The following is a 22,662-nucleotide window of genomic DNA, read 5'->3' as shown; positions in this document are numbered from 1 at the left end:
GAAATTTTCAAACATTAAACCAATGTTACGATAAATGTAACATTTTTACACAATTTCTTGATTTGCGTCAATTTTTAGGACTCTTTTAGTACGGATTTTGATATTATAAATATGTAAAGAAAATAAAAAGGAGATTAAATGGCTTTAAATGTAGATTTTAAATTAAAAGCTCCGGAAAACACGCCTGTATGGGTTGATGAAGCAATTTGTAAAAGTTGTGAACTTTGCGTAGATTTTTGTCCGACAGGTGTACTTGAAATGGTACCGGATCCTCATAATATTTTAGGTCAAATGGTAAAAGTAACACACCCTGAATGGTGTATCGGATGTAAAGAGTGCGAACTTGAGTGTCCTGATTTTTGTATTTTCGTAGCAGAAAGAGACGAATATAAATTTAAAAAACTTAACGAAGTTAAAAAGCTTAAAGGAGAAGCGTAATGCCAAGAGAAATCGTAAGTACAGGAAACCAATTAGCAGCATTAGCGGCAATTGATGCTGGATGTAGATTTTTTGGTGGATATCCTATTACACCTTCAAGTGAAGTTGCTCATGAAATGAGTAAATTACTTCCTAAAGTAGGCGGTGTATTTATCCAAATGGAAGATGAAATTGCAGGTATTTCTGTTGCACTTGGTGCAAGTATGAGCGGTGTAAAATCAATGACTAACACATCTGGTCCCGGTATTTCACTAAAAGCTGAGCAAATCGGGCTTGCATTTATGGCTGAAGTACCACTTGTAATTACAAACGTAATGAGGGGTGGTCCGAGTACCGGTCTTCCGACAAGACCGCAACAAGGTGATATTCTTCAAGCACAAGCTCCGACTCACGGGGATTATCAATCAATTACACTATGTGCTGGAAGTTTGGAAGAGTGCTACACTGAAACTGTTAGAGCATTTAATCTTGCTGAGAGATTTATGACTCCTGTATTCGTGTTACTTGACGAAACACTTGGTCATATGGTTGGTAAAGCGGTACTTCCTGATAAAGAAGAAGTTGAAAAAAATATCGTAAATAGAAAAGTTTATGAAGGTGACCCTCTAACTTATGAACCGTATAACGTAGGACCTGATGAGCCGGCAGTTCTAAATCCGTTCTTCAAAGGATACAGATATCACGTAACCGGATTACACCATGGTCCGACAGGATTCCCTACAGAAGACGCTAAAATGTGTCAAGAGCTGATTGACAGACTATTTAATAAAATTTTAGCTCATAAAGACGAAATCGAAAGCTATGAAGAGTTTATGATTGATGATGCGGATATTCTTGTAATCGCATACGGAAGCGTATCTCTTGCAGTAAAAGAAGCTATTAAACAACTTAGAGAAGAAGGTATTAAAGTAGGACTATTCAGACCTATTACATTATGGCCATCTCCGGAAGAAAAAATTGACGAACTTTGTAAAAAATTCGACAAAGTACTTGTAACAGAAATGAACAAAGGTCAATATTTCAAAGAAATTCAAAGAGCAAGCGGAAGAAAAGCTGAAACTTTCGATACGTTATTCAAAGCAAACGGTAGACCTATTTCACCGGCTGAAATTAAAGCTAAACTTAAAGAAATGGCAGGAAAATAAACAAATAAATTATAAGGAGTAACAATGGCATTTAATTATGATTATTATTTAAGAACTGATAAAATGCCAACACTATGGTGTTGGGGATGTGGTGACGGTATTATTATGAAAGCTATGATTAGAGCATTCGCAAAACTCGGATGGGATAAAAACGACATTTGTATCGTATCTGGTATCGGATGTTCCGGAAGATTTAGTAGTTATATCGACGCAAATACGGTTCATACTACACACGGAAGAACGGTAGCATACGCAACAGGTATTAAACTTGCTCATCCTGATAAACACGTAATTGTTGTTGCAGGGGACGGTGACGGACTTGCAATCGGTGGTAACCACACAATTCACGGATGTAGAAGAAATATCGACTTAAATTTCGTACTTATCAATAACTTCATTTACGGATTAACTAACAGCCAAGTTTCACCTACTACACCAAAAGGTGCATGGTCTGTAACTACTCAATACGGAAATATCGACCCTACATTCGACCCTGCTGATTTGGCAATCGGTGCAGGTGCTACATTCGTAGGTAGAGAGAGTGTTGCGGAAGCTCAAAAACTTGAAAGATTATTTATCAAAGGTTTCCAACATAAAGGATTCAGTTTCTTTGATATTCACTCTAACTGTCACGTAAACTTCGGTAGAAAAAATAAATTGGGACAAGCTAAGAAAAATATGGATTGGATTGAAGAAAATCTTATTCCGAAAGCTAAATGGGACAAACTAAGCGAAGAAGAAAAATACGAGCTTAAAAAACAAGGTAAATTCCCAAGAGGCGTTCTATATCAAAAAGAAGAGCCTGAATACTGCGAAGAATATTACAAACTTATCGACAGAGTAAGGGGTAACTAATGAGAAAGCAATTAAGATTTACAGGGGTAGGAGGACAAGGTGTCCTTCTTGCTGGTGAAATTTTGGCAAGAGCGTATGTAAAAGCTGGAAAATACGGAGTGCAAGTAGGTACTTATACTTCTCAAGTAAGAGGTGGGCCTACAAAAGTTGATATTATTCTTGACGATCATGAAATTTTATATCCTTACGCAGTTGACGGTGAAATCGACTTTATGTTAAGCGTTGCTGATAAGTCATATCATCTATTCAAAGACGGAGTAAAAGAAGGCGGAATTATCGTATATGAACCTAATCTTGTTTATCCTACTGAAGATGATAAAGCAAGATGGAAAATGTTCCCTATCGAAGTAATTACTATTGCAAAAGAAAAAGTAGGAAACGTTATTACTCAGTCAGTTGTAGCGCTTGCAATTGCTACAAGAATGAACAACATCGATAAAGATTTGGTATTCCAAGCAATGATTGAAACAGTACCGAGCAAAGCGGTTGAAATTAACAAAAAAGCTTTCGAACTCGGATATCAAGAAGCTGAGGAAGTACTTGCAAGACTTTCTTAATTCTTCCTCTTTTTTTTCATTTCAAACAATTACTTTTGAGATAACCTCCATAAATGAGCTACTTCAAAATCTAAAAAAACATTCTATTACGGATAAACAAAAAGGTGTTTATAAAATATATGCTAAAAAGTGTGATACTTTCGAGCTTATTTATATCGGAAAAGCAGGAAGCGTAGATAACAGCGGTAAATTTTACAATCAAGGATTGTTAGGAAGGCTTACGAATTATAGAGAAGTTACTTTTGAGGATATGCTAAAAGAATATAATATTTTGAAATTTGAAATAATTATAACGCCTAAAGATATTTTACCGGCATTTTTAGAAGCGTATTATATTCAAGAGTACTTTTTTAAATACAAAAAACTACCGAAATTTAATAAGAAATTCTGAAGAAAAAAGAGGCTTATTTTGATGCGTTTATAGCATCAAGCGCTCTTTGTAGAAGTTCTCCGTGATATACTTCTTGGCGAGAGATAAATAGTAAAAATTCGCTTAAATCGTCGTTTCCGATTTTTTCAGCTAAGATTAAGCATTGTTTTTCAGCGTCCATCTCTTCTTCGATGTTTTCTTTTAAAAATTCTACAATACCGATGTTTTCGTATTTTTCGTGAGGTATAGGTCTTGGTAATGTAAGTACTCCCATTTTGCTTGCAAGTTCTGCGAATCTTTTTAGATGATATATAGAATCATATGCAAGGTCGGTAAACGCACTCTCGGCAATAGTAATATCCGTATGTACTTTTAGGTAGCTATAAATTGTAATTAGTTCGTACTCTTTAAATGTTTCTTCCATTAAGAAAAATACGAGCGCCGCTTTTGAGCTCTCTTCAAGTTCTACGCCAGGGAGAGTTTTGTTGTCATTGAATGCAGTAATTTCACCTTCTAAATCAAGAGCTCTTAATTCTCTTATAAAATAAGTGTCGTCGCTTCTTAGTCTATTGATAGTAGGATTGTCGATACCTTCGTAAAGAGCGATATTTTGGTCTAAATCATCAAGCAATAATTCAAGCAAATCTTCTTCAGTTTCCGCTACTTTTAATTTCGCAATCTCTTTTTCGTCGAAATCCATATTAAATTTAATACCTTCTCTTGCGGCATCGGTCATCGCCCATACCATGTGTCTGTATTTAAACATAGCAAGGTCGTATAGTTTGTGTCTTGCGAGTTCTTCTTTTACCATTACGCTTGCATAAATAAATTTGATAAAACTTTCGTGCTGATATCTTATTAGTTTTTGATAATCCATCAAAAGCTCCTTTTTTTGTTTTAGTATATCAAACAAGAGGGGGAAAAAACTTGATGTAGGTCAATTTTTGTGATTTAAGATATATTTTATCGCATTTTCGTAACTTTTGGTTTTAGCAATACCTTTGTATGCGATGTCAAATGCCGTCCCGTGGTCGACGGATGTTCTTAGAATCGGCAGATTCAATGATACGTTTATGCTTTCGTCGAAATATAATGCTTTTAAAGGTGCGAGTCCTTGGTCGTGATACATTGCAATAAACACCCCTTTTTTAGCCGTAAATGCGATATCCGGCACAAGAGGGCCGTAAAAAATCTCTTTATTTAGCATTTCGTTTGTTTCGATTATTGCCGGCAATATCTCTTTTATCTCTTCATCTCCCAACACTCCTCCATCTCCTGCATGAGGATTGAGCCCCAAAACTCCTACTTTTTCAAATCCCGTACTTCTATAAAAGTCCGAAAAAAACTGAATAAGCTTTTCTTTTTTGATTTTTTTCGGTACTTCTTTTAGCGGAATATGCTCGGTAAATAAAGCGACATACATTTTTTCACACCCGAGCATCATTATCGCTTCTTTTTTGAAGATATCTCTTAAAACTTCGGTATGACCTTTGTATTTTATCCCGGCCTTGCTCCAACTCTCTTTATTGATAGGCAACGTACATATGGCATCGACTTTTTTTTCTTTTGCTAAGTTAATAGCACTTATAAAACTATAAAAAGAGTATTTTCCAGCTTTTTCGTCTATTTTTCCGGGGTTTATTTCAAAATCACCCTCAACCTCAAAAATTTCGAAATCATCTGGAATTTCGGTATTTAATAACTTAGCGGCTTTTTTTAACATTTTTTTGTTAATACAATATATCGGATTGACTATTTTTTTTATTTTTTCATGTGCTTTTAGAGCTATCTCTATCCCTACGCCGTTTAAATCTCCAATGCTAATTGCGACTTTTTGCATATGCTCTTGCCTTTTCAAGGTCGTCTTTTGTATCTATTCCGAAGCTTTGGGTTTTAACTTTAATCATTGCTATTTTTTTGCCGTTTTCTATAACTCTTAATTGTTCCAATTTTTCGATATGTTCTATCTCTCCTTGCATTTTTACGAACATATCGAGACTTTTTTTATCGAATCCGTAAATACCGATATGTCCGAAGTATTGGTGCGGGGTGTTGTCGCGGTTGTATGGGATTTTGCTTCTTGAAAAATATATCGCATCGCCGTTTTTATCGAGTATTACTTTTACAAGATTAGGGTCTTCGGCTTGAATTTCACTTATCTCTTTATAACAGCTTACCATTACGAAATCTCTTTTTTTTATTTCTAAAAGTTTATTTTTTACTTCGTTTAATATTTCAGGCTCCAAAAACGGCTCGTCGCCTTGCATATTTATTACCAAATCATCATCTTTTAATCCCAAAATATCGGCCGCTTCTTTTATTCTGTCGCTACCGCTTTGGTGTTTGTCGCTTGTCATTACGGCGTTAAATCCGTATTTTTTCGCTACTTCTATTACTTCTTGGCTGTCTGTTGCTATACATACGTCGTCAACTTGGCTTGCGACTTGCGCACACCAAATTATCATAGGTTTGTTTTCTATTTCGGCTAAAACTTTATTAGGAAGTCTGCTTGAGCTTAATCTTGCGGGAATAATAATCATTTATACGCCTTTTTTTGATTTTTGTCATTTTTTATTCATTGCCATTATGATAAAATTTTATCAAAAAAGGAAATCTTTGAACCTCTATCAACCTAAAAACGGATATTGTTATAACTCCGATACGATGTTTTTGTACGATTTTATAACGAAATTCAATATTAAAGGCGAGGTTTTAGAAGTCGGTGGAGGTTGTGGGGTTTTGGGTCTTTTGATAAAAAGAGATTTTCCAAAAATCAATCTAACCATTATCGAAAAGCAAAAAATAATGACCGAATTTATAGAAAAAAATCTAAAAGAAAACTCGCTAAAAGCCGAAGTGATTAACGATGATTTTTTGGATTATGAGTTTAAAAAAAGATTTGATTTTATTATCTCTAATCCCCCTTTTTATCAAGGAACTCTAAAAAGCGAAAACGAAATAAAAAAAATCGCAAGATACGAAGAGTTTTTGCCAATGGATAAATTTTTTGAAAAAGTGAATAGAGTTTTGAGCGAAAGAGGGGAGTTTATTTTTTGTTATGATGCAAAAAGAGTTGATGAAATAATAAAAAAATTGCCTAAACCTCTAAAAATTACCGATATGAGATTTATGCACCCGAAAATCGATAAAAAAGCCACGCTTGTTATGATAAGAGCAAAAAGACACGCAAAATCTATGGTGGTTATTCATCCTCCTTTAATAGGTTTTGAGGGGGAAGAATATTCGAAAGAAGCGGCAGAAATTTATAAAAAAGCCGCGACAAATAGTATAAAAGTGTAGGTGAGAGATGAAAAATTTAATCGAAAAAGAGGGATTTCCGTATAAATTCGACCCGAGTGCTTGCGAGAGTTGCGAGGGGAATTGTTGTATCGGTGAAAGCGGGTATATTTGGGTCTCTCCAAAAGAGATAGAGGATATCGCAAATTTTTTAAAAATTGACAAATCGTTATTTATTAATCGCTTTTTAATTAAAGTGGGGTATAAATATTCTATAAAGGAAAGACCTTACAAAAACGGATTTGCTTGTATTTTTTTCGAAAACGGATGTAAAATATATCCGGTTAGACCGAGACAATGTAGGACGTTTCCGTTTTGGGATTATTTCAAAGACAAAATCGACGAATTAAAAAAAGAGTGCCCGGGTATCGTGGAGAATGGAGAAGAGATTGAGAAGAAAAATTAGCCTTTTAATCGCGGGTATTTTTATTATTACGGGTTGTGCGACAAAACAAACGCCTCCGCCTATCGGAAAAAAAGTAATTCCCAATGAAGACGAGTATATTATAAAAGCTCTTTTGGCTGAAGATAGCGGCGAGTTTAACAAATCGATAGCTATTTATAAATATTTGTATCAAAAAACGAAAAAGCCAGTTTATTATGAAAAGATAGTCGAAGATTTGTTTAGGGAAAGAAAATTTGACGAAGTTATAAAAAAAGCCGAAGAATTTAACAAAGAACACTTCGATAAAAAAATATTCGAATATGAAATATTCGCTTTACTTGAAAAAAAAGAGTATGAAAAAGCGAAAAATCTGCTAAAAGAGAAATTTAACAAAAAAGACGAGTTTTATTATATGATGATGTCTTATATTTTAATCAAACAAAATAAACTCGATGAAGCCGTATATTATTTGAAGTCATTGTATGCACTAAACCACTCTAAAAACGTTCTTTTAGAACTTAGTGATGTCCTTATCAGACTAAAAAAATACAACGAAGCGCTTGCGTATTTGAGAACTCATCTCGATTTATACGGCTGTGATTTTGACGTATGTAAAAGGCTTGCCGTTATTTATAAACAAACGTATGATTACGACAATCTCGCCAATATATACGAAAAACTCGGTATTTACGATGAAAAATATTTAGTTTATGCAATCAACATCTATATGGAAAACGGCGAATACAAAAAAGCGATAAATTTAATTAAAAAATACGGCTTAAATAAAGAATATTTAATGATGGTTTATGTACAAGAAAAAAAATTCAGAAAAGCTTCGGCCGTTGCGTACGAGCTTTATGAAAAAACATCGAATCCGAAATATTTATTAAAATATTGCGAATATCTCTATTACGACCACCCAACAAAAGAGGAGATAAAAGATATCGCTAAAAAACTCGAATATTTAATAGCTTTTTATCCGAATGCATATTTGTATAATTTTTTGGGATATGTATTGATTGATAACGACATAAATGTAAAAAAAGGTCTTTATTTCGTACAAAAAGCGGTGGAATTGCAACCTGAAAATATCGAATATATCGACTCTCTTGCTTGGGGGTATTATAAGCTTGGAAAATGCAAGGAAGCTTGGGATATAATAAGATACATTCAAACAAAAGACAAAGAGATTTTAAAACATAAACGTTTGATTGAGAAGTGTGTGAGGAGAGGGAAAAGAGAAGGTGAAATGGTGAAATAGTGAATTAGAAAGATTGTGGTTGTGAAGTTGTATAATATAATCGAAAGAAAGGGGATATATGATTTTAGAAAAGATAATAACGCAGACGAAAAAAGATTTGCAAAAAAGAAAAAACGAAGAGGATTTTAAGAAATTTTTGAATGTTAAGAGGGATTTTAGAGATGTAAAAAAAGCTCTAAAATCCACTCCGGAAAATCCTTATAGAATAATTGCGGAAGTAAAAAAAGCGAGTCCCTCAAAGGGAATTATAAGAGAAGATTTTAATCCTTTGGAAATTGCTAAAATTTATAACGAAACTGCCGATGCTATGAGTATATTAACCGAGCCTCATTTTTTTCAGGGTAGTTTGGAATATTTGAAAAAAATTAACGAATTTAGTAATATTCCGCTCCTTAGAAAAGATTTTATCGTAGATGAGTTTCAAATCGCCGAAGCCTATGCAGCAGGGGCTGATTTTGTGCTTTTGATTGCAAAAGCGCTTGAAGTTGATGAGCTTAAAAAATTATACGACTTTGCAAAAAATATCGGTCTTGAAGTGTTATTTGAGATTCACGATAAAGAAGATTTGCAAAAAGCATTGGAAGTGGGAGCTGAGATTATCGGATTTAACCACAGAGATTTGAAAACTTTCAAAATGGATATGGATTTGAGCAAAAAACTTATTCCGTTTTTGCCAAAAAATTGTATAATAGTAGCCGAAAGCGGTATTAATGATTTCGATACCGTAAAAAGGCTTCATCAAAACGGAGTTGACGCCTTTTTGGTCGGGGAGCATTTTATGAGACAAACCGATATTAAAAATGCTGTTTTAAAATTAAAAGGAGAATAGAAATTGTTAAACGGGGTTTTTTTAAAAAACGCGATTAAAGATTTACTGATTTCGATAGTATCGAGTACGGTGTTTTATTTTCTACTCAGATATCTAAACGCCGATAAGAAAATAATACCTTATGCGGTTAGTTTTATGTTTATTTTTGTCTTTGCCGTATCGATAACGGCATCATTTGTTATGTTTAAACTTAAGCTAAAAATAAACGACCTAAACGAAAAACTCTCTAAACTTGCAAAATTTGACGAAACTACTGATGTTTATAAGAGAATTTACTTTTTTGAGATGGCCTATAAATATTTTGATATTTCAAAAAGAAAAAAATTGCCTCTTAGCGTTATGATTATCGATATTGACGATTTTTCGTTTTTTAATAACAAATACGGGCTTGAATTCAGCGACAAAATCCTACATACAATCGGTTCGAAACTGAAAACGTCTCTTAGGGGTATGGATATTATCGGTAGATACGGCGGTGATAGTTTTATAATTATGAGTTTTTCAAATAAAGAAGAATTGATTAATTTAGCCAACAGAATAAGAAATATGCTAAAAATTATCGAAGTGGAAGGAAAACCTATCGCACTTTCTCTAAGTATTGGTATTACAGAAAAAAAAGACCAAGACACTTTAAATAACTTAATAAAAAGAGCTGATGAAGCCGTAATCTTAGCAAAAGAAAAAGGCGGTAACAGGGTAGACTTTTTGGAACAGTTTTTGCTTTTTGAGTAAAAAAAGGATTCAAATTGAAAACCTTAACCGCCGTAGCAATTGCGGGTGGGATGCTATTTATTGGTTGTGCGTCTCACCCGATGGACCCTACTATTTCTATGACTCCTCCGAAATACGTTCAGGAAATGCCGAGTAAAGATACGGACAACGTATCAAACAATCCGGGCTCTTTATTTTCAAACGGAACCAATCTTTTTTCCGATACCAAAGCAAAAAGAGTAAATGACGTCGTAACGGTTGTAATTACCGAACAAATCACTCAATCCTCACAAGCCAGCAAAAAACTAAACGAATCCAATACTGATGCCGGAGGGCTTTTTGACGCCACGATTTCGGGCGGTGCGTATGTGGGAGGAAAAGAGTATAAACTCTCAAAAACCGGTATCGGTATTAATTTTCCAAGTATGAATTCAACAAGAACTTTTCAAGGTAGCGGCACTCAACAAAGAAACGAAAAATTTCAAACGACAATTACGGCAAGAATAGTAAAAGTACTCGCAAACGGAAACTACTACATCTACGGCACTCGCGAGCTGTATGTGGACGGACAAAAACAGATTATTCAAATAAGCGGTGTAGTTAGACCAGAAGACATCAGCCCCGATAATACGATAGACAGCAAATATATCGCCGATGCGAAAATTGCATATAAAACCCAAGGAGATATCAAAAGGTATACCGAACAAAATTGGTTTGCTAAATTGTGGAGTGCGATTGTGCCGTGGTAAGAAGTGGGGTAGTGAAATGGTGAGTTTGTGAATAGTGATATAGTGAAATTGTGGGTATTGTACGAAAAAGTCAGTCTAAAATATAAGCGCTAAGAGCGTCTGCAAGCAAGAAGTCGTAAGCGTGGATTTTATTTTGTTTTTTGAATAATTTTTTTTCTTCTATCAAAATTTCGACTCTTTTTTTCTCTTCTTCGTTTAAAATATTCTCTTCAAAGCCTAAAATGGAGCGAAGCCCTAAAAATACTTTTTCTTTTTTTATATCTTCAAGGCTTAAATATTCGTAATTGTATTTCGTAGGGTTTTTTAGGTATTCGTAAACGTCGTTTTGGGTGTAGTATCTAAATATTTTTCTTTTTTCATTCTTCATATCCCATTTTCCATTGTACATTGTACATTCTCTATTTTCCATTCCCCATTCTCCATTCCCCATTCTCCATTCCCTAAACCCTACCGCCCCGGCACCGATACCTATATATTCGTCTCCTCTCCAATATCCCAAATTATGCTCGCAAGGTTTTCCGAAATTCGATATTTCGTATTGAGGGAATTTTTCTTTAATCTTTTCAATAAACCAAATTTCAAGTTCTTCGTCATATTTTCTTTTTGAAAAATCACCTTCCCATTTCGTATTTTCTTCTATTGTCAAAGAATAGGCGCTGATGTGTGTGATCGGAAGAGAAAAAGCGATTTTCAAATCTTGCGATAAAAGCTCTTTCGTATCAAGTGCGGTAGAGTAGATGAGGTCTAAATTTATGTTTTCAAAGCCGGCTTTTTTTGCGTTTTGGATTGCATTTATCGCTTGGGATGGAGAGTGGTTTCTATTTAGGAATTTTAGTTTTTCATCGTTAAAACTCTGAACGCCGAAGCTTATCCTATTCACTCCCAAGTTTTTTATCTCTCTAAGCCATTCGTAAGAGGTGTTCGGGTTGCATTCTATCGTAATTTCACGGCAGTTTTTTATATGAGGCGCTAAAAGCCCAAAAAGTTTTTCGTAAAACTCCACGCTCATAGTCGACGGTGTACCGCCTCCTATAAAGACGGTTTTGAAATTTTCTTTTTTTACGTCGTTTAAAAACTGCTTTTTTATCGCTTCGAAGTACTCTTTTTTTAAGTGGTTTATATTTGTATAGGAATTAAAAGCGCAGTAGTTGCATTTGCTATCGCAAAACGGAATATGAATATAAAGAAGCGGAAAATCGTCGTTTGAGGTTGTAAAATTGTATTTTTTTCTTTTATTATCTGTCATTTAACGTTTTCCATTTCACAATTTTAGCTATAATTTTATCTAAAAAAGGTGAAGTTTTGAAAAAATATAGACCAAATGTTGCGGCTATAGTACTTTCACCTAAATATCCTGAAAAGGTTGAGGTTTTAATTGCTAAAAGAACGGATGTGGATGCATGGCAATTTCCTCAGGGAGGGATTGATAAAGGGGAGAGTGCGAGAGAAGCGCTTTTAAGAGAACTAAAAGAAGAAATAGGTACTGACGAAGTGGAAATTATCGCAGAGATGCCTGAGTGGCTGAGTTATGATTTTCCACCGAGGATTGCAAAAAAAATGTATCCTTTTGACGGGCAGACGCAAAAATATTTTTTGGTGAGATTAAAACCCGGAGCAAAAATAAACCTTAACACCGAAATACCGGAATTCAGAGATTATAAATTCGTAAGTCTTGATAAAGTTTTCGAATACGTCAAGTCGTTTAAAAGACCGGTTTATAAAAAAGTGATAGATTATTTTAAAAAAGAAGGCTATTTATAAAAGCGATTAAAGGAGATTAATGTTAGTAGTTCAAAAATTCGGAGGCACAAGCGTTGGAGATTTGGATAGAATCCAAAACGTAGCGAATATCGTAAAAAGTTATAAAGAAAAAGGTGATGACGTTGTGGTTGTCGTATCCGCGATGGCTGGTGAGACGAACAAACTTCTCGATTTCGCTCATCATTTCTCAAAAACACCACCTCAAAGAGAAGTGGATTTGTTGGTAAGTAGCGGAGAGAGAGTAACGAGTGCGCTTTTGAGTATCGCTCTTCAAGCTATGGGAATCCCGGCTATTGCGCTTACCGGAAGACAAGCGGGAATAAAAACTACAAGCGACCACACAAAAGCCAGAATTATGGATATCGACCCTGAAAAAATGAAAAAACACCTAAGAGAAGGCAAAGTCGTAATCGTAGCCGGATTTCAGGGAATCAACGAAAACGGAGACGTAACGACTCTTGGTAGAGGCGGAAGCGATTTGACAGCCGTGGCTATTGCGGGAGCCGTTAATGCGGATAAATGCGAAATTTATACGGACGTAGACGGAATCTACACTACAGACCCGAGAATTGAGCCGAAAGCTAAAAAAATAGACGTAATAAGCTATGACGAAATGCTCGAACTTGCGAGTCTCGGGGCGAAAGTAATGCAAAGTCGCTCTGTTGAGCTTGCTAAAAAACTCGGAGTTGATATCGAAGTGAAATCAAGCTTCAAACCGGAAATCAAAGGAACACTAATCACAAAGGAGACACCAGATATGGAAAAAGTACTTGTAAGCGGAATTGCACTTGATAAAAACCAAGCGAGAGTTAGTATTTTCGGTGTTGAGGACAGACCGGGAATCAGTGCCGAAATTTTCGGAAAACTTGCCGATAAAAACATAAACGTGGATATGATAGTGCAAAACGTAGGAAAAGACAATAAAGCGAATCTGACATTTACAGTGCCTCAAACTGAACTTGAGCTTACAAAAGAAGTATTAAAAGAGTACGAAAGCAAATCAGAAGCAATCGAATATGACGATTCTATAGCAAAAGTGAGCGTTGTGGGTGTCGGGATGAAATCTCACAGCGGTGTTGCCGCTACAGCTTTTAAAACATTGGCTGATGAAAATATCAATATCTTAATGATTTCTACAAGCGAAATTAAAATTTCAATGGTAATTGATGAAAAATACGGAGAACTTGCCGTTAGGGCATTACATAAAGCTTACGAATTGGATAAATAATGGATTTAAACCGCTTCGTTATCGATTATATTCGTAAAAAAAACATAAAATGGCTTGAAGAGAGGAGGCTTGATTTGGTGCCTCTTCTTTCGGACTTTTTATCGCAGGTGATAGAGGGTAAAAGCGTACTTATCATCACCGACACTCCAAGAGAGTGGTATGCGGATTATATGATAAATAAAATCAATAACTTTAACGAATTCAAACCTTCATTTTTACCTTTTTTTAATCTATCCAAAATAGTACCTCAAATCCATACGGCAAAACATCCCGAACAATACGATATGATAGAGGATATGCTGAATATTTCGTTTAACGATTATATTTTTTGGTATATAGGTGTCGAGACGCCTCTTTTGAAATTCGCAAGAAGAAAACCTGAGTCGTTTTTTTGGATTATGGATGTCGATTTGTCTAAAAACTTCTATTTAAAATCTATCGACGAAAAACTCGATATGAAACTTTTAAATCTCGCCGATTTGATAAACGAATCGATAAAAGCCGCGATTTTCGGAGAAGTAGAGATTTGAACAAGCTCATAATAACAAACGATTTTCAAAAAGCTATCGAGGAGATACCTCACAACGAACTTTTTTTAAGAGACGAGCTCAAAATGGAAGATGTCCAAGATATAAAAAGAACGGCTTACATAGCAGAAAAAAACAAAAAAATAATCCTCATAGCCGCAAAAAAATATAATATATACGCCCAAAACGCACTTTTGAAAATACTTGAAGAATCTCCTAAAAATATCGAATTTATCGTACTTGCGAGCTCAAAACATCTTCTTTTGGATACTATTCTTTCTCGTCTCGCTTTAGAAAAAAGAACATACGAATCTCAAAAAGCCGATATAAAAATAGACAATATTACAAATGAAAAAATATTGGAACTATTGCAAAAAGATTTGGAAAAAGAGGAGATTTTGGCTATTTTAAAAGAACTATTAAAAAAAGACCTAAACGAAGAGCAACTCAAAATATTAAACGACGCGGTTATGATGATAGAGCTCAATATCGACCCAAAAGCCGTACTTTCTTTAATAATGCTAAGCCTAAAGGTGAAACAATGAAACTTTACAAAATGAGCTGTGATATAGACCTTGCGAAATTAATGCAAAAAATGGGGGTGGATAAGCCCGGTATCGAGATTATGAAAAAAAAGAAATGCGAATATGTTTTTTATATAAAAGATATCTCTTGCGGAGCGGCTAATATCCTAAAACAAGACGCTTTGAGTATAGGCGCCGAACTTGCCGTGCCTATAGGTGTGCCTAATTGTCAAAACAAAATTTTCGACGCATTGCTTTTATGTAACAAAAAGCAACTTGAAATTTTAAGCAAAAAAGAACTCGCCCAGCCTTTTAAACTAAAAGAACTCGCAAAACAGCTCAAAGAATTTACAAAATTACCTAAGTTTCCTTTGAAAATTATGGGAGTTATTAACGCAAACGACGATAGCTTTTTTGAAGGAAGCAGATTTCAAGGAAAAGAAGCGCTAAGCGCTATCGAAAAAATGATTAACGACGGTGCGAAAATAATAGATATCGGAGGCGTCTCAAGTCGTCCGGGAAGCGAATATCCGGGAGTTGATGAGGAACTCAGACGTGTTAAGCCTATTATCGACGAAATATACGATTCAAGACTTTATGAAAAAGCACTTTTTAGTATCGATACTTTCGTACCCGAAGTTCTTGAATACGCACTTGATAGAGGATTTAAAATAGCAAACGACATTACAGGTCTTGAGAGTGACGAATATGCCAAGATAGCAGCAAAATACAACGCAAGCGTCGTAATTATGCATAAAAAAGGCGATCCGAAAAATATGCAAAAAAATCCTTTTTACGAAAACGTGATTTTGGAAGTTGACGACTTTTTTAAAGAACGAATCGAAAAAGCCAAAAGTTTCGGTGTGAAAGATATTATTTTGGATGTCGGAATTGGGTTTGGTAAAAGGCTTGAGGATAATTTGGCTTTGATAAAACATATGGAGCATTTTTTGCATTTCGGATATGAGCTGTTAATCGGCGCGAGTAGAAAGAGTATGATCGATATGATAATGAAAAAAGAAGGACTATCAACCACTCCTCAAGAGAGACTGCCCGGTACGTTAATACTACACGCCCAAGCTGTTGGAAACGGAGTGAGCATAGTAAGGTGTCACGACGTAAAAGAGCATTTTCAAGCGTTAAAGGTATTTGAAGAATTAAGAGAGTTTGATATATAACTATTATTTTTTAAAGAAATTTAATATTCTTCGTAACCAACTTCTGTTTTTTTGACTTTCTTCTAAAACTTTTGCCAAAGCTTCATTTTTTGTAACTTTTTCTAAAAGTTTGCTATCTATTTCTATTGCGAGTTTTTTCATGTATTCTTCATCAAGGTTGCTAAATTTATCGATATCAATCGTTAATTCGTTTATTGTTTTTCGTAATATTTCGTCTAAAGATTTGAGTTTTTTGGGATTTTTGGATTCCGAGAGTTTTTTGTAGAGTGTTTCTTTTATAAATTTTTCGGTAACTTTTGTTTTTTCTTCCATTTTATCTCTTTTGATTTTTGAAACTTAATATTTGATTATCAATTATATCCGATTATTATGGTTTTACAATAAATTTTGGCGTGTATCGGTACGAATTAACCTGGAAATGATATAATTTTTCAAAAATCAAGGAAAGATTATGCATTTTTACGAGCTAAAAATAAAAACAAATCTAAAAGCTCCTATTCACTTTAGAAAATCTCCTGAAGCCCTCTCGAAGCTGATAGCTACAGCCCTTATAAACTCCGGATATACAGAGCACAATGAAAAAAAGCCAAAAAATTACATCTTTTCAAATATGGGAAGAGCAGATGAAAAGGGAATTTATCAAGGTGATAAAGTTTTTTATTTCAGAACGTTCAAAGAAGACCTCGCTCAAAAAATTGCAAAGTCTCTTTTTTTATACGAAGATAATATTTTTAAGATAAAAGGTGTCGATTTTAAGGTCGTGCCTCAAAAACATATAAAAGAAATATTCACTCAAAATCCGGTTTTTGTAGTAATGAAAGAAAACGGATTGTTTTGGACTTTTGAAAAAAGCGGAGATATTACTACACTTCTCTCAGCCCTACAAGACAACCTTATCCGAAAATACGAAACGACTTTTAATAAAAAAATAAAGCCTGAGAATAATTTTATAGAATACCTGCAAATCAAAAACCAAAAACCTCAAACATTTACCTATAAAGGAGCCAAATTTTTCGGATACAAACTTGAGATAAAACCCCGAGATGACGAAGAATCTCAAAAGCTTGCCTTTACTGCTTTGGCTACCGGCCTCGGACACAAAAACAGCTCGGTAGGAGGCGGTTTTTGCGTATATAAAACATTAAGTTAATTTTAAGAGTGCGGTGTTAAAATAATTATGAATAATGATTCTTAAAATGTCAAAAAAGAGTAAGAAATGATATTTGATGTACTTGATAGAATTGATTTCGATTTACAAAAAGCTGTTTTTGATAATTATGTGCTAAAAGATGGTTTGTATGTAAGGATAAATGATAATAGGGTTGAATATTTTTTATTTAAGGATTCAAAAAAAGAAGATAAAAAGCAGCTTTTATTTAAAGATTTAGACGGAAATATTAGAGCAAATGAATATGAGTGGTTTGTTAGTAGGGATTATCTGAGTGGATATTTAAACTCGAATAAAGCAATAGACCCTCCTAAGAAGAAAATACATAGTAATAACTATTTGGCTTTATTTGTAAAAGCGTTAGAATTTACATCTGAAAACAAAGAACATTTTGCTGAAAAACTTTTTGATAATTTAAAAAAGTTCAATAGTTTTACAAAAAAACAGGAAAAAGAGGTATTAGAAGGATATAAATATTATATATTTGATGAAGAGCGTCAAAAAGATGTGGAAAAGAAAAAAGAATTATTTTTGGGATATTTTGATGAGATAGTAAGTGTAATTGAGGAAAATGAAATTAAAAATTACATCAAAATTTTTTTTGATGAACCACTTGAAAAATATGAAAAAGAGTCTGAAATTTACTATGTACTTAAAATTTACAATAAAATAGATACTATCAGGGAAATTAAGGGTAAAATTTACGGGCTTAGTGATTTTAATATGGGGCTCAATCAGAAAAAGCCCTATTTAGAACATAAAACAAGAGGTTTTTCTCTTCCTTTTATGGTGGAAAAAGATAAAATATTTGAAGTTAAAAAGCTGTTTGATTATCTTAAAAACTTAAAAGAACCTCTGAAATACGAACCTACCGCTACTGCTCCTGGAATATATCTTCATAAACACAACGAAAACGACCAGGCGGTAATTGATGATTTTGATATTTTGGTGTTTGTTGAAGAAAATTTACCTAAAAAGTTTGAATATAAAAATTATATAGGTTTAACGAGTGACGGTAGAACGTTGGAAAACAGGGAAATTACTACTTTTGAAGGAATTTTTAAACTTATTGATGAAGTGTTTTATAACGGCAATCTTAGTAATAATTTATACGGTGATGTTTACTCTAAACTTCCAAACGATTTTCAAAACTTAATCTATCTCACAAGAGATTTGGCAAAAAATATCTTAAAAAGGGATATTGATTCACTTTTTGGGTATTTAAAATTTGGTATGAATTTTATTATTTACAATATTAGACAAAACAGACTTTTTAAAGCAGGAGAAATTTTAAATTTGATTTTAAGTATTAAGGCATATAAAGGAGAGAATGTGGATATTAAATGGACTTTGGAAAAAATTGAAGGAAAGGTTAGAAATTTAGAAGAGTTAAACAGTGATGAGTGGCATATTTTAAGCGGGCAGGTCATTAAATACTTGCTTGATAAGAGCAAAAAAAGCGATAAAAAAGCGGATATGATTGAGCCGTTTTTAAGAGCTGGAAAAACTAAAAAATTAAAAGATGAAATTGAGGCTTTATATTTTAAGTATAAACACGAAATACCTCTGAACTTTACAAAACTGAATAACGCAATTGCCTTGATTATGGCAAATGAGGAAAATGAAAAAGTTGATAAAGAAAAGCTGTTAATAGGATTACTTAGTGAGAATATTTTTTATAAAAAGGAAGAAAAATGAAAAGAGCGTATGGAATTATCGGGGTTAGAGCTATTATGAGTAACTGGAATGCGGATTTTACGGGCAGACCTAAAACTACGAGCGAGGGGCAGATTTTTGGAAGTGACAAGGCGCTTAAATACCCTATGAAAAGAATGTGGGATGATGAGGGTAAAAAAGTTTTATATCTTAAAAGCTATATTGAAGATAAAAAAGGTTTTCGTCCAAAGACACTTAAAGAAAGATACGAGGAACTTTTTGGAGAGCTTAAGAAAAAGACCGAATCAACGGAAGTTTTAAAAAACTTGTTTGAATGTATTGATGTTAAAAATTTCGGGGCAACGTTTGCGGAAGAAGGTCAAAATTTATCTATTACGGGTGCCGTTCAATTTGGACAGGGATTTAATAAATTTGAAAATACGAATGTGGAAATTCAGGATATTTTATCGCCTTTTAGTGACGGGAAGAAAGTAGGAAGCGGAGAGGATGTAAACCAGTCAACCCTTGGGACAAAAATAATGGTGGATGAAGCTCATTATTTTTATGGGTTTAGTATTAATCCGAATAATTATAAAGAGTATGTGAATATGATTGAAGGGTTTGAGGGTTATACGGATGAAGATTATGAAGAGTTTAAAAGAGTGGCAAAAACTGCAGTTACTAAGTTTGCCACAAATTCAAAATTCGGGTGTGATAATGAGTTTGCTCTGTTTGTGGATTATGACACTGATAGATATTTACCTGATTTGAGTGAATATATTGAGTTTGACAGCGAAAAAAGGGAAATTGATTTGAGTGTTGTTGAGGAGCTTATCGGTGAGGGAGCAAATGTTGAAGTTTATGCTGACCCGTATAAACTTAAAGTTAAAACAAAATATGAAGTGAGAAGTATTTTTGAATGAAAGCGTTTAAGTTTAATCTAAGCGGGAAATTTGCACATTTTAAAAAGCCGGATGTTAATCAGGACGTATATTTTACATATTCTCATATCCATAAGGTAGCTTTGCTTGGGATATTCGGAGCAATTATGGGACTTGAAGGATATCATAAAGACATAAAAGATTATCCTGATTTTTACAAAAAACTAAAGTATTTAAATGTAGCGATAATTCCCAAAAAGCCTTATTTTAATAAAAAAATTCAAGCCTTTAACAATTCCGTAGGCTACGCAAGTGGGGAGCAGGGCGGCAACCTGATAGTAAAAGAGCAGTGGCTTGAAAATCCAAGCTGGGATATTGTGGTGGAGGATGACGGGAGTGAAGAATACAATGAGCTTAAAAGAAGAATTGATTTAATGGAGTTTGTCTATAACCCATATCTTGGCAAAAACGAACATTTTGCGAATATTAGTGATTTTGAAGAAATTGAACTAAAAAAAGCAACCAAGCCTCTAAAATGTATCTCTCTTGTGCCAAAGGATAAGGTTCAAATGGTATCAATAGGAAATAGAAGAGATATAAAGTTTTATTATGAAGAGTATTTGCCGGTAGGACTTAAAGAGAAGTTTTTGATTTATGAATATGAAAAGATGATTTTTAGTAGCTGGATAGTGGAGAGTGAGGAGATGTGGGAAATAAGTGGTTATGGAATTGAATTTATAGAGAAAGGGATAGAATGAATTATTATACAGAAAATGATCTTGAAAAATTAAAAATATTAATATCACAGGGTAATTCTTTACTTTTTATTGGAGCAGGTTTTTCGACTTTTGCAACAAATTTATTAAATGAACCTATGCCTACTGGAAGAGAGTTAGCAGATAAAATTGCCAAAAAAAATAATTTTGAAGCTGATGGAGATTTGTTTTATGCAGTTGAAAAATTTTTAGAAAAATCATCAAAAAATGAATTAATATCTTTTTTGGAAGAGATTTTTAAAACAAAAAAATTTGACCCAATTTTAAAAGAGATTTTAAAATTTAATTTTAGAAGAATATATACTACAAACTATGATGATGTTATAGAACAAGTGTCAAATTGTTTGTCTATTAACAGAAAATCTATCGATGCAGAAACTTCCCCTGAAAATTATTTTAAATTTTTGAATATATGTGTTCATATCAATGGATATATAAAAAATCTTAATGAAAATAATTTTGATAAATCATTTAAATTGTCTGAAAATTCATATTTGGAACCAGATAGTTTTGAAAGATCAAAATGGTGGTATTCATTTAAAAAGGATTTAGAAGCGAGTAATGCAATAATCTTTGTTGGTTACTCATTATATGATATTGAAATTAAAAAATTATTATATAATAATCCTTTTAAAGAAAAAACTTATTTTATAACGAAAACAGATTTAAAAGAAAAAGAAGCTTTTAAATATAAAAAATATGGAAAAATTATCAATATTGGAATAAAAGATTTTTCAAAAATATTAAAAAGTGTTGCACCAAATAAATCAAAAAATGATTTACAAGTTTTTAAGAAATATGAGATAGATATAAACTCAAATATAGAAATAAAAGATAAAGATATCGATTATTTATTTACAAGAGGATTGTTGGATAAAAATAAATTAATTGAGTCTTTAAATAATCCTAATAAATATTATGTTGTAAAAAGAAATATAGTAGAAAAAGTTATTGAAAAAATTAATGAATATAATTTTGTTTTTATTTATTCTGAATTTGGCAATGGGAAGAGCATCTTTATGGAAGAATTAAAATATTACATATATAAAAACGGTTATAACGTTTTTGAATTAATTGATTATGAGCTTGATTTTAAAAATGATATTGAATTAATTAATAATCTTCAAAACCAATCTATAATTTTTATTGATAGATATTGTGATAATGTTGATTTATTAAATTATTTAAAAATATATAATTCTGAAAAAATTAAAGTGATTTTGAGTGATAGAACTTCAAATCACAATCATTTTATAGAAAATAATTTTAATGATTTAAAATTTTATGAGTTTAATTTAGATATGTTAACTGAGCGAGAAATAGAAAAAATTATAGAAATATTATTTCATATTGGAATATGGGGGAAATATAGTAACAATAAAAGGGTTATTAAAAATAAAATAATTCAAGAGTATTATAAACAATTTTCTTTATTATTACTCGATATTTTTGAATCTGAGCAAATAAAAAAAGAAATTGAAAGCTTGGTAAAACCTTTTATTAAAGAAAAAAATTTAAAAGAAACTTTTTTTGCAATCTTACTTTTAAATTTAATAGATGTAGAAATTACAAAAAGTTTAGTAGAAGAAGTTTCAGGAAATGATGTAATTATGAATATAAGTTTTAATGAACTTTTTGGCAAAGATTTTAAAATTAATTCTTCATTATTATCAAAATTTATAATTTCAAATTATTTTACTTATTCTTTTATTAAAGAGATTTTGTTAAAAATTGTTGAAAAAGCACAAGATTATAAAAAATACGATGTGTTTTGGCAAAAAATTGAAAGAGAATTATTAAGATTTCACTTTATAGAACAAATAATTCCAAAAGAACATAAAAAAATATTTTTAAAACAATATTTTGAAAAATTAAAATCGAAAGATAAATTGCAATGGTTGAAAAATGAACCTCATTATTGGTTACAGTATGCAATGGCAGAAATGGCAAATAAAAATTTACAAAGTGCACAACAAAAATTAGATACTGCTTATGCATTAAAAAGTTCAAAATATGATTTTTCATATATTGATAATCAGCAGGCAAGATTATATTTATTATTTGCTTTACAAGAAAATAATGGTAAAAAAATTTTTGATTATTTTCAAAAAGCGAATAGTTTATTAACTACTAAATTAGATAGATATAGTGTAAAACATATTGCTACTTATAAAAATCTATATAAAGAAAAATTTAGGTTATTTGCAAAAAATGATAAAAGACAATTTTTAGACATTGTACGAAATATATATAATGATATATTAAAAATAAAGCAAGATGCATCTGATTTGTATATAATGTGCAATGAATATAGTAAATGCGAGAATGCATTAAGATACATATTAGATAAAGAACGATTATTATAA

The 22,662-nt window shown here is 32.6% G+C and carries 26 protein-coding genes; 21 read left to right on the top strand and 5 right to left on the bottom strand.

Annotated elements, in window-relative coordinates:
- The first annotated feature begins 138 nt into the window (after nt 1-138).
- Genes EDC58_RS02870 through EDC58_RS02850 form a run of 5 tightly spaced genes read left to right on the top strand, consistent with a single transcriptional unit; the run spans nt 139 to nt 3,386 of the window.
- Nucleotides 139-438 carry a 4Fe-4S binding protein gene (locus EDC58_RS02870; RefSeq protein WP_123351993.1) on the top strand — a complete coding sequence of 100 codons (300 nt, stop codon included), beginning with the start codon at nt 139-141 and terminating at the stop codon, nt 436-438.
- On the top strand, nt 438-1,583 hold the full coding sequence (locus tag EDC58_RS02865; protein ID WP_123351992.1) for a 2-oxoglutarate synthase subunit alpha: 1,146 nt from the start codon (nt 438-440) through the stop codon (nt 1,581-1,583). The genes EDC58_RS02870 and EDC58_RS02865 overlap by 1 nt, the downstream gene beginning before the upstream one ends.
- A 24-nt stretch (nt 1,584-1,607) precedes the next feature.
- Nucleotides 1,608-2,438: a 2-oxoglutarate ferredoxin oxidoreductase subunit beta gene (locus tag EDC58_RS02860; RefSeq protein WP_123351991.1), complete on the top strand. Its 831-nt coding sequence runs from the start codon at nt 1,608-1,610 to the stop codon at nt 2,436-2,438.
- Nucleotides 2,438-2,995 (top strand): 2-oxoacid:acceptor oxidoreductase family protein, encoded by a 558-nt coding sequence (locus EDC58_RS02855; RefSeq protein ID WP_123351990.1) that lies wholly within the window; start codon nt 2,438-2,440, stop codon nt 2,993-2,995. The genes EDC58_RS02860 and EDC58_RS02855 overlap by 1 nt, the downstream gene beginning before the upstream one ends.
- Nucleotides 2,979-3,386: a hypothetical protein gene (locus tag EDC58_RS02850; protein ID WP_123351989.1), complete on the top strand. Its 408-nt coding sequence runs from the start codon at nt 2,979-2,981 to the stop codon at nt 3,384-3,386. The genes EDC58_RS02855 and EDC58_RS02850 overlap by 17 nt, the downstream gene beginning before the upstream one ends.
- A 13-nt stretch (nt 3,387-3,399) precedes the next feature.
- Here the strand turns inward: EDC58_RS02850 and EDC58_RS02845 are convergent, their stop codons facing one another.
- Genes EDC58_RS02845 through kdsB form a run of 3 tightly spaced genes read right to left on the bottom strand, consistent with a single transcriptional unit; the run spans nt 3,400 to nt 5,905 of the window.
- The gene (locus tag EDC58_RS02845; RefSeq protein ID WP_123351988.1) at nt 3,400-4,242 is read right to left on the bottom strand and encodes a 4-hydroxythreonine-4-phosphate dehydrogenase; all 843 of its coding nucleotides are present in this window, start codon (nt 4,240-4,242) and stop codon (nt 3,400-3,402) included.
- Between the two features lie 60 nt (nt 4,243-4,302).
- On the bottom strand, nt 4,303-5,205 hold the full coding sequence (pdxA, locus tag EDC58_RS02840; RefSeq protein ID WP_123351987.1) for a 4-hydroxythreonine-4-phosphate dehydrogenase: 903 nt from the start codon (nt 5,203-5,205) through the stop codon (nt 4,303-4,305).
- Nucleotides 5,186-5,905 carry a 3-deoxy-manno-octulosonate cytidylyltransferase gene (kdsB, locus tag EDC58_RS02835; protein ID WP_123351986.1) on the bottom strand — a complete coding sequence of 240 codons (720 nt, stop codon included), beginning with the start codon at nt 5,903-5,905 and terminating at the stop codon, nt 5,186-5,188. Before kdsB ends, pdxA begins: the two co-directional genes overlap by 20 nt.
- A gap of 76 nt (nt 5,906-5,981) precedes the next feature.
- Between kdsB and EDC58_RS02830 the strand changes: the two genes are divergently transcribed.
- Genes EDC58_RS02830 through EDC58_RS02805 form a run of 6 tightly spaced genes read left to right on the top strand, consistent with a single transcriptional unit; the run spans nt 5,982 to nt 10,597 of the window.
- Nucleotides 5,982-6,665, top strand: a complete 684-nt coding sequence (locus tag EDC58_RS02830) for a tRNA1(Val) (adenine(37)-N6)-methyltransferase (protein WP_123351985.1) — start codon at nt 5,982-5,984, stop codon at nt 6,663-6,665.
- A 7-nt stretch (nt 6,666-6,672) separates the two neighbouring features.
- Nucleotides 6,673-7,068, top strand: a complete 396-nt coding sequence (locus EDC58_RS02825; protein WP_123351984.1) for a YkgJ family cysteine cluster protein — start codon at nt 6,673-6,675, stop codon at nt 7,066-7,068.
- Nucleotides 7,052-8,308, top strand: coding sequence for a tetratricopeptide repeat protein (locus EDC58_RS02820; RefSeq protein WP_235823157.1), 1,257 nt, complete (start codon nt 7,052-7,054; stop codon nt 8,306-8,308). Before EDC58_RS02825 ends, EDC58_RS02820 begins: the two co-directional genes overlap by 17 nt.
- Before the next feature lie 58 nt (nt 8,309-8,366).
- Nucleotides 8,367-9,137, top strand: a complete 771-nt coding sequence (gene trpC, locus EDC58_RS02815) for an indole-3-glycerol phosphate synthase TrpC (RefSeq protein WP_123351982.1) — start codon at nt 8,367-8,369, stop codon at nt 9,135-9,137.
- A gap of 3 nt (nt 9,138-9,140) precedes the next feature.
- On the top strand, nt 9,141-9,869 hold the full coding sequence (locus EDC58_RS02810; protein ID WP_123351981.1) for a GGDEF domain-containing protein: 729 nt from the start codon (nt 9,141-9,143) through the stop codon (nt 9,867-9,869).
- A gap of 50 nt (nt 9,870-9,919) precedes the next feature.
- On the top strand, nt 9,920-10,597 hold the full coding sequence (locus tag EDC58_RS02805; protein WP_123352158.1) for a flagellar basal body L-ring protein FlgH: 678 nt from the start codon (nt 9,920-9,922) through the stop codon (nt 10,595-10,597).
- Between the two features lie 70 nt (nt 10,598-10,667).
- Here EDC58_RS02805 and hemW read toward each other — a convergent pair whose 3' ends face one another.
- On the bottom strand, nt 10,668-11,843 hold the full coding sequence (gene hemW, locus EDC58_RS02800; RefSeq protein ID WP_123351980.1) for a radical SAM family heme chaperone HemW: 1,176 nt from the start codon (nt 11,841-11,843) through the stop codon (nt 10,668-10,670).
- Nucleotides 11,844-11,899: 56 nt separating this feature from the next.
- On the opposite strand from hemW, the gene EDC58_RS02795 reads away from it, so the two are divergent.
- The 5 genes from EDC58_RS02795 to folP are packed head-to-tail and all read left to right on the top strand — an operon-like array spanning nt 11,900 to nt 15,815.
- A complete protein-coding gene (locus EDC58_RS02795) occupies nt 11,900-12,358 on the top strand; it encodes an RNA pyrophosphohydrolase (RefSeq protein ID WP_123351979.1) in 459 nt (152 codons plus the stop codon).
- A gap of 19 nt (nt 12,359-12,377) precedes the next feature.
- Nucleotides 12,378-13,586 carry an aspartate kinase gene (locus tag EDC58_RS02790; protein WP_123351978.1) on the top strand — a complete coding sequence of 403 codons (1,209 nt, stop codon included), beginning with the start codon at nt 12,378-12,380 and terminating at the stop codon, nt 13,584-13,586.
- On the top strand, nt 13,586-14,116 hold the full coding sequence (locus EDC58_RS02785; protein ID WP_123351977.1) for a HobA family DNA replication regulator: 531 nt from the start codon (nt 13,586-13,588) through the stop codon (nt 14,114-14,116). The genes EDC58_RS02790 and EDC58_RS02785 overlap by 1 nt, the downstream gene beginning before the upstream one ends.
- Nucleotides 14,113-14,658 carry a DNA polymerase III subunit delta' gene (locus EDC58_RS02780; RefSeq protein ID WP_123351976.1) on the top strand — a complete coding sequence of 182 codons (546 nt, stop codon included), beginning with the start codon at nt 14,113-14,115 and terminating at the stop codon, nt 14,656-14,658. Before EDC58_RS02785 ends, EDC58_RS02780 begins: the two co-directional genes overlap by 4 nt.
- Nucleotides 14,655-15,815 carry a dihydropteroate synthase gene (folP, locus tag EDC58_RS02775; RefSeq protein ID WP_123351975.1) on the top strand — a complete coding sequence of 387 codons (1,161 nt, stop codon included), beginning with the start codon at nt 14,655-14,657 and terminating at the stop codon, nt 15,813-15,815. The genes EDC58_RS02780 and folP overlap by 4 nt, the downstream gene beginning before the upstream one ends.
- Nucleotides 15,816-15,818: 3 nt before the next feature.
- Here folP and EDC58_RS02770 read toward each other — a convergent pair whose 3' ends face one another.
- A complete protein-coding gene (locus EDC58_RS02770) occupies nt 15,819-16,127 on the bottom strand; it encodes a hypothetical protein (protein WP_123351974.1) in 309 nt (102 codons plus the stop codon).
- 139 nt (nt 16,128-16,266) lie between these two features.
- Here EDC58_RS02770 and EDC58_RS02765 point away from each other — a divergent pair, with 139 nt between their 5' ends.
- From EDC58_RS02765 to EDC58_RS02745, 5 genes are all read left to right on the top strand, one after another.
- Entirely contained in the window at nt 16,267-16,965 is a 699-nt protein-coding gene (locus tag EDC58_RS02765) for a CRISPR-associated endoribonuclease Cas6 (RefSeq protein WP_123351973.1), read from the top strand.
- Between the two features lie 66 nt (nt 16,966-17,031).
- Nucleotides 17,032-18,681, top strand: coding sequence for a hypothetical protein (locus EDC58_RS02760; protein ID WP_123351972.1), 1,650 nt, complete (start codon nt 17,032-17,034; stop codon nt 18,679-18,681).
- On the top strand, nt 18,678-19,562 hold the full coding sequence (locus EDC58_RS02755; RefSeq protein WP_123351971.1) for a type I CRISPR-associated protein Cas7: 885 nt from the start codon (nt 18,678-18,680) through the stop codon (nt 19,560-19,562). Before EDC58_RS02760 ends, EDC58_RS02755 begins: the two co-directional genes overlap by 4 nt.
- Nucleotides 19,559-20,278: a type I-B CRISPR-associated protein Cas5b gene (gene cas5b, locus EDC58_RS02750; protein WP_123351970.1), complete on the top strand. Its 720-nt coding sequence runs from the start codon at nt 19,559-19,561 to the stop codon at nt 20,276-20,278. The genes EDC58_RS02755 and cas5b overlap by 4 nt, the downstream gene beginning before the upstream one ends.
- Nucleotides 20,275-22,662, top strand: a complete 2,388-nt coding sequence (locus EDC58_RS02745) for an SIR2 family protein (RefSeq protein WP_123351969.1) — start codon at nt 20,275-20,277, stop codon at nt 22,660-22,662. The genes cas5b and EDC58_RS02745 overlap by 4 nt, the downstream gene beginning before the upstream one ends.

The organism is Caminibacter pacificus (assembly GCF_003752135.1).
Taxonomy (GTDB): domain Bacteria; phylum Campylobacterota; class Campylobacteria; order Campylobacterales; family Nautiliaceae; genus Caminibacter; species Caminibacter pacificus.
Note: the sequence above shows the minus strand (reverse complement) of the source record. Positions and strands in the feature narration are given on the sequence as shown.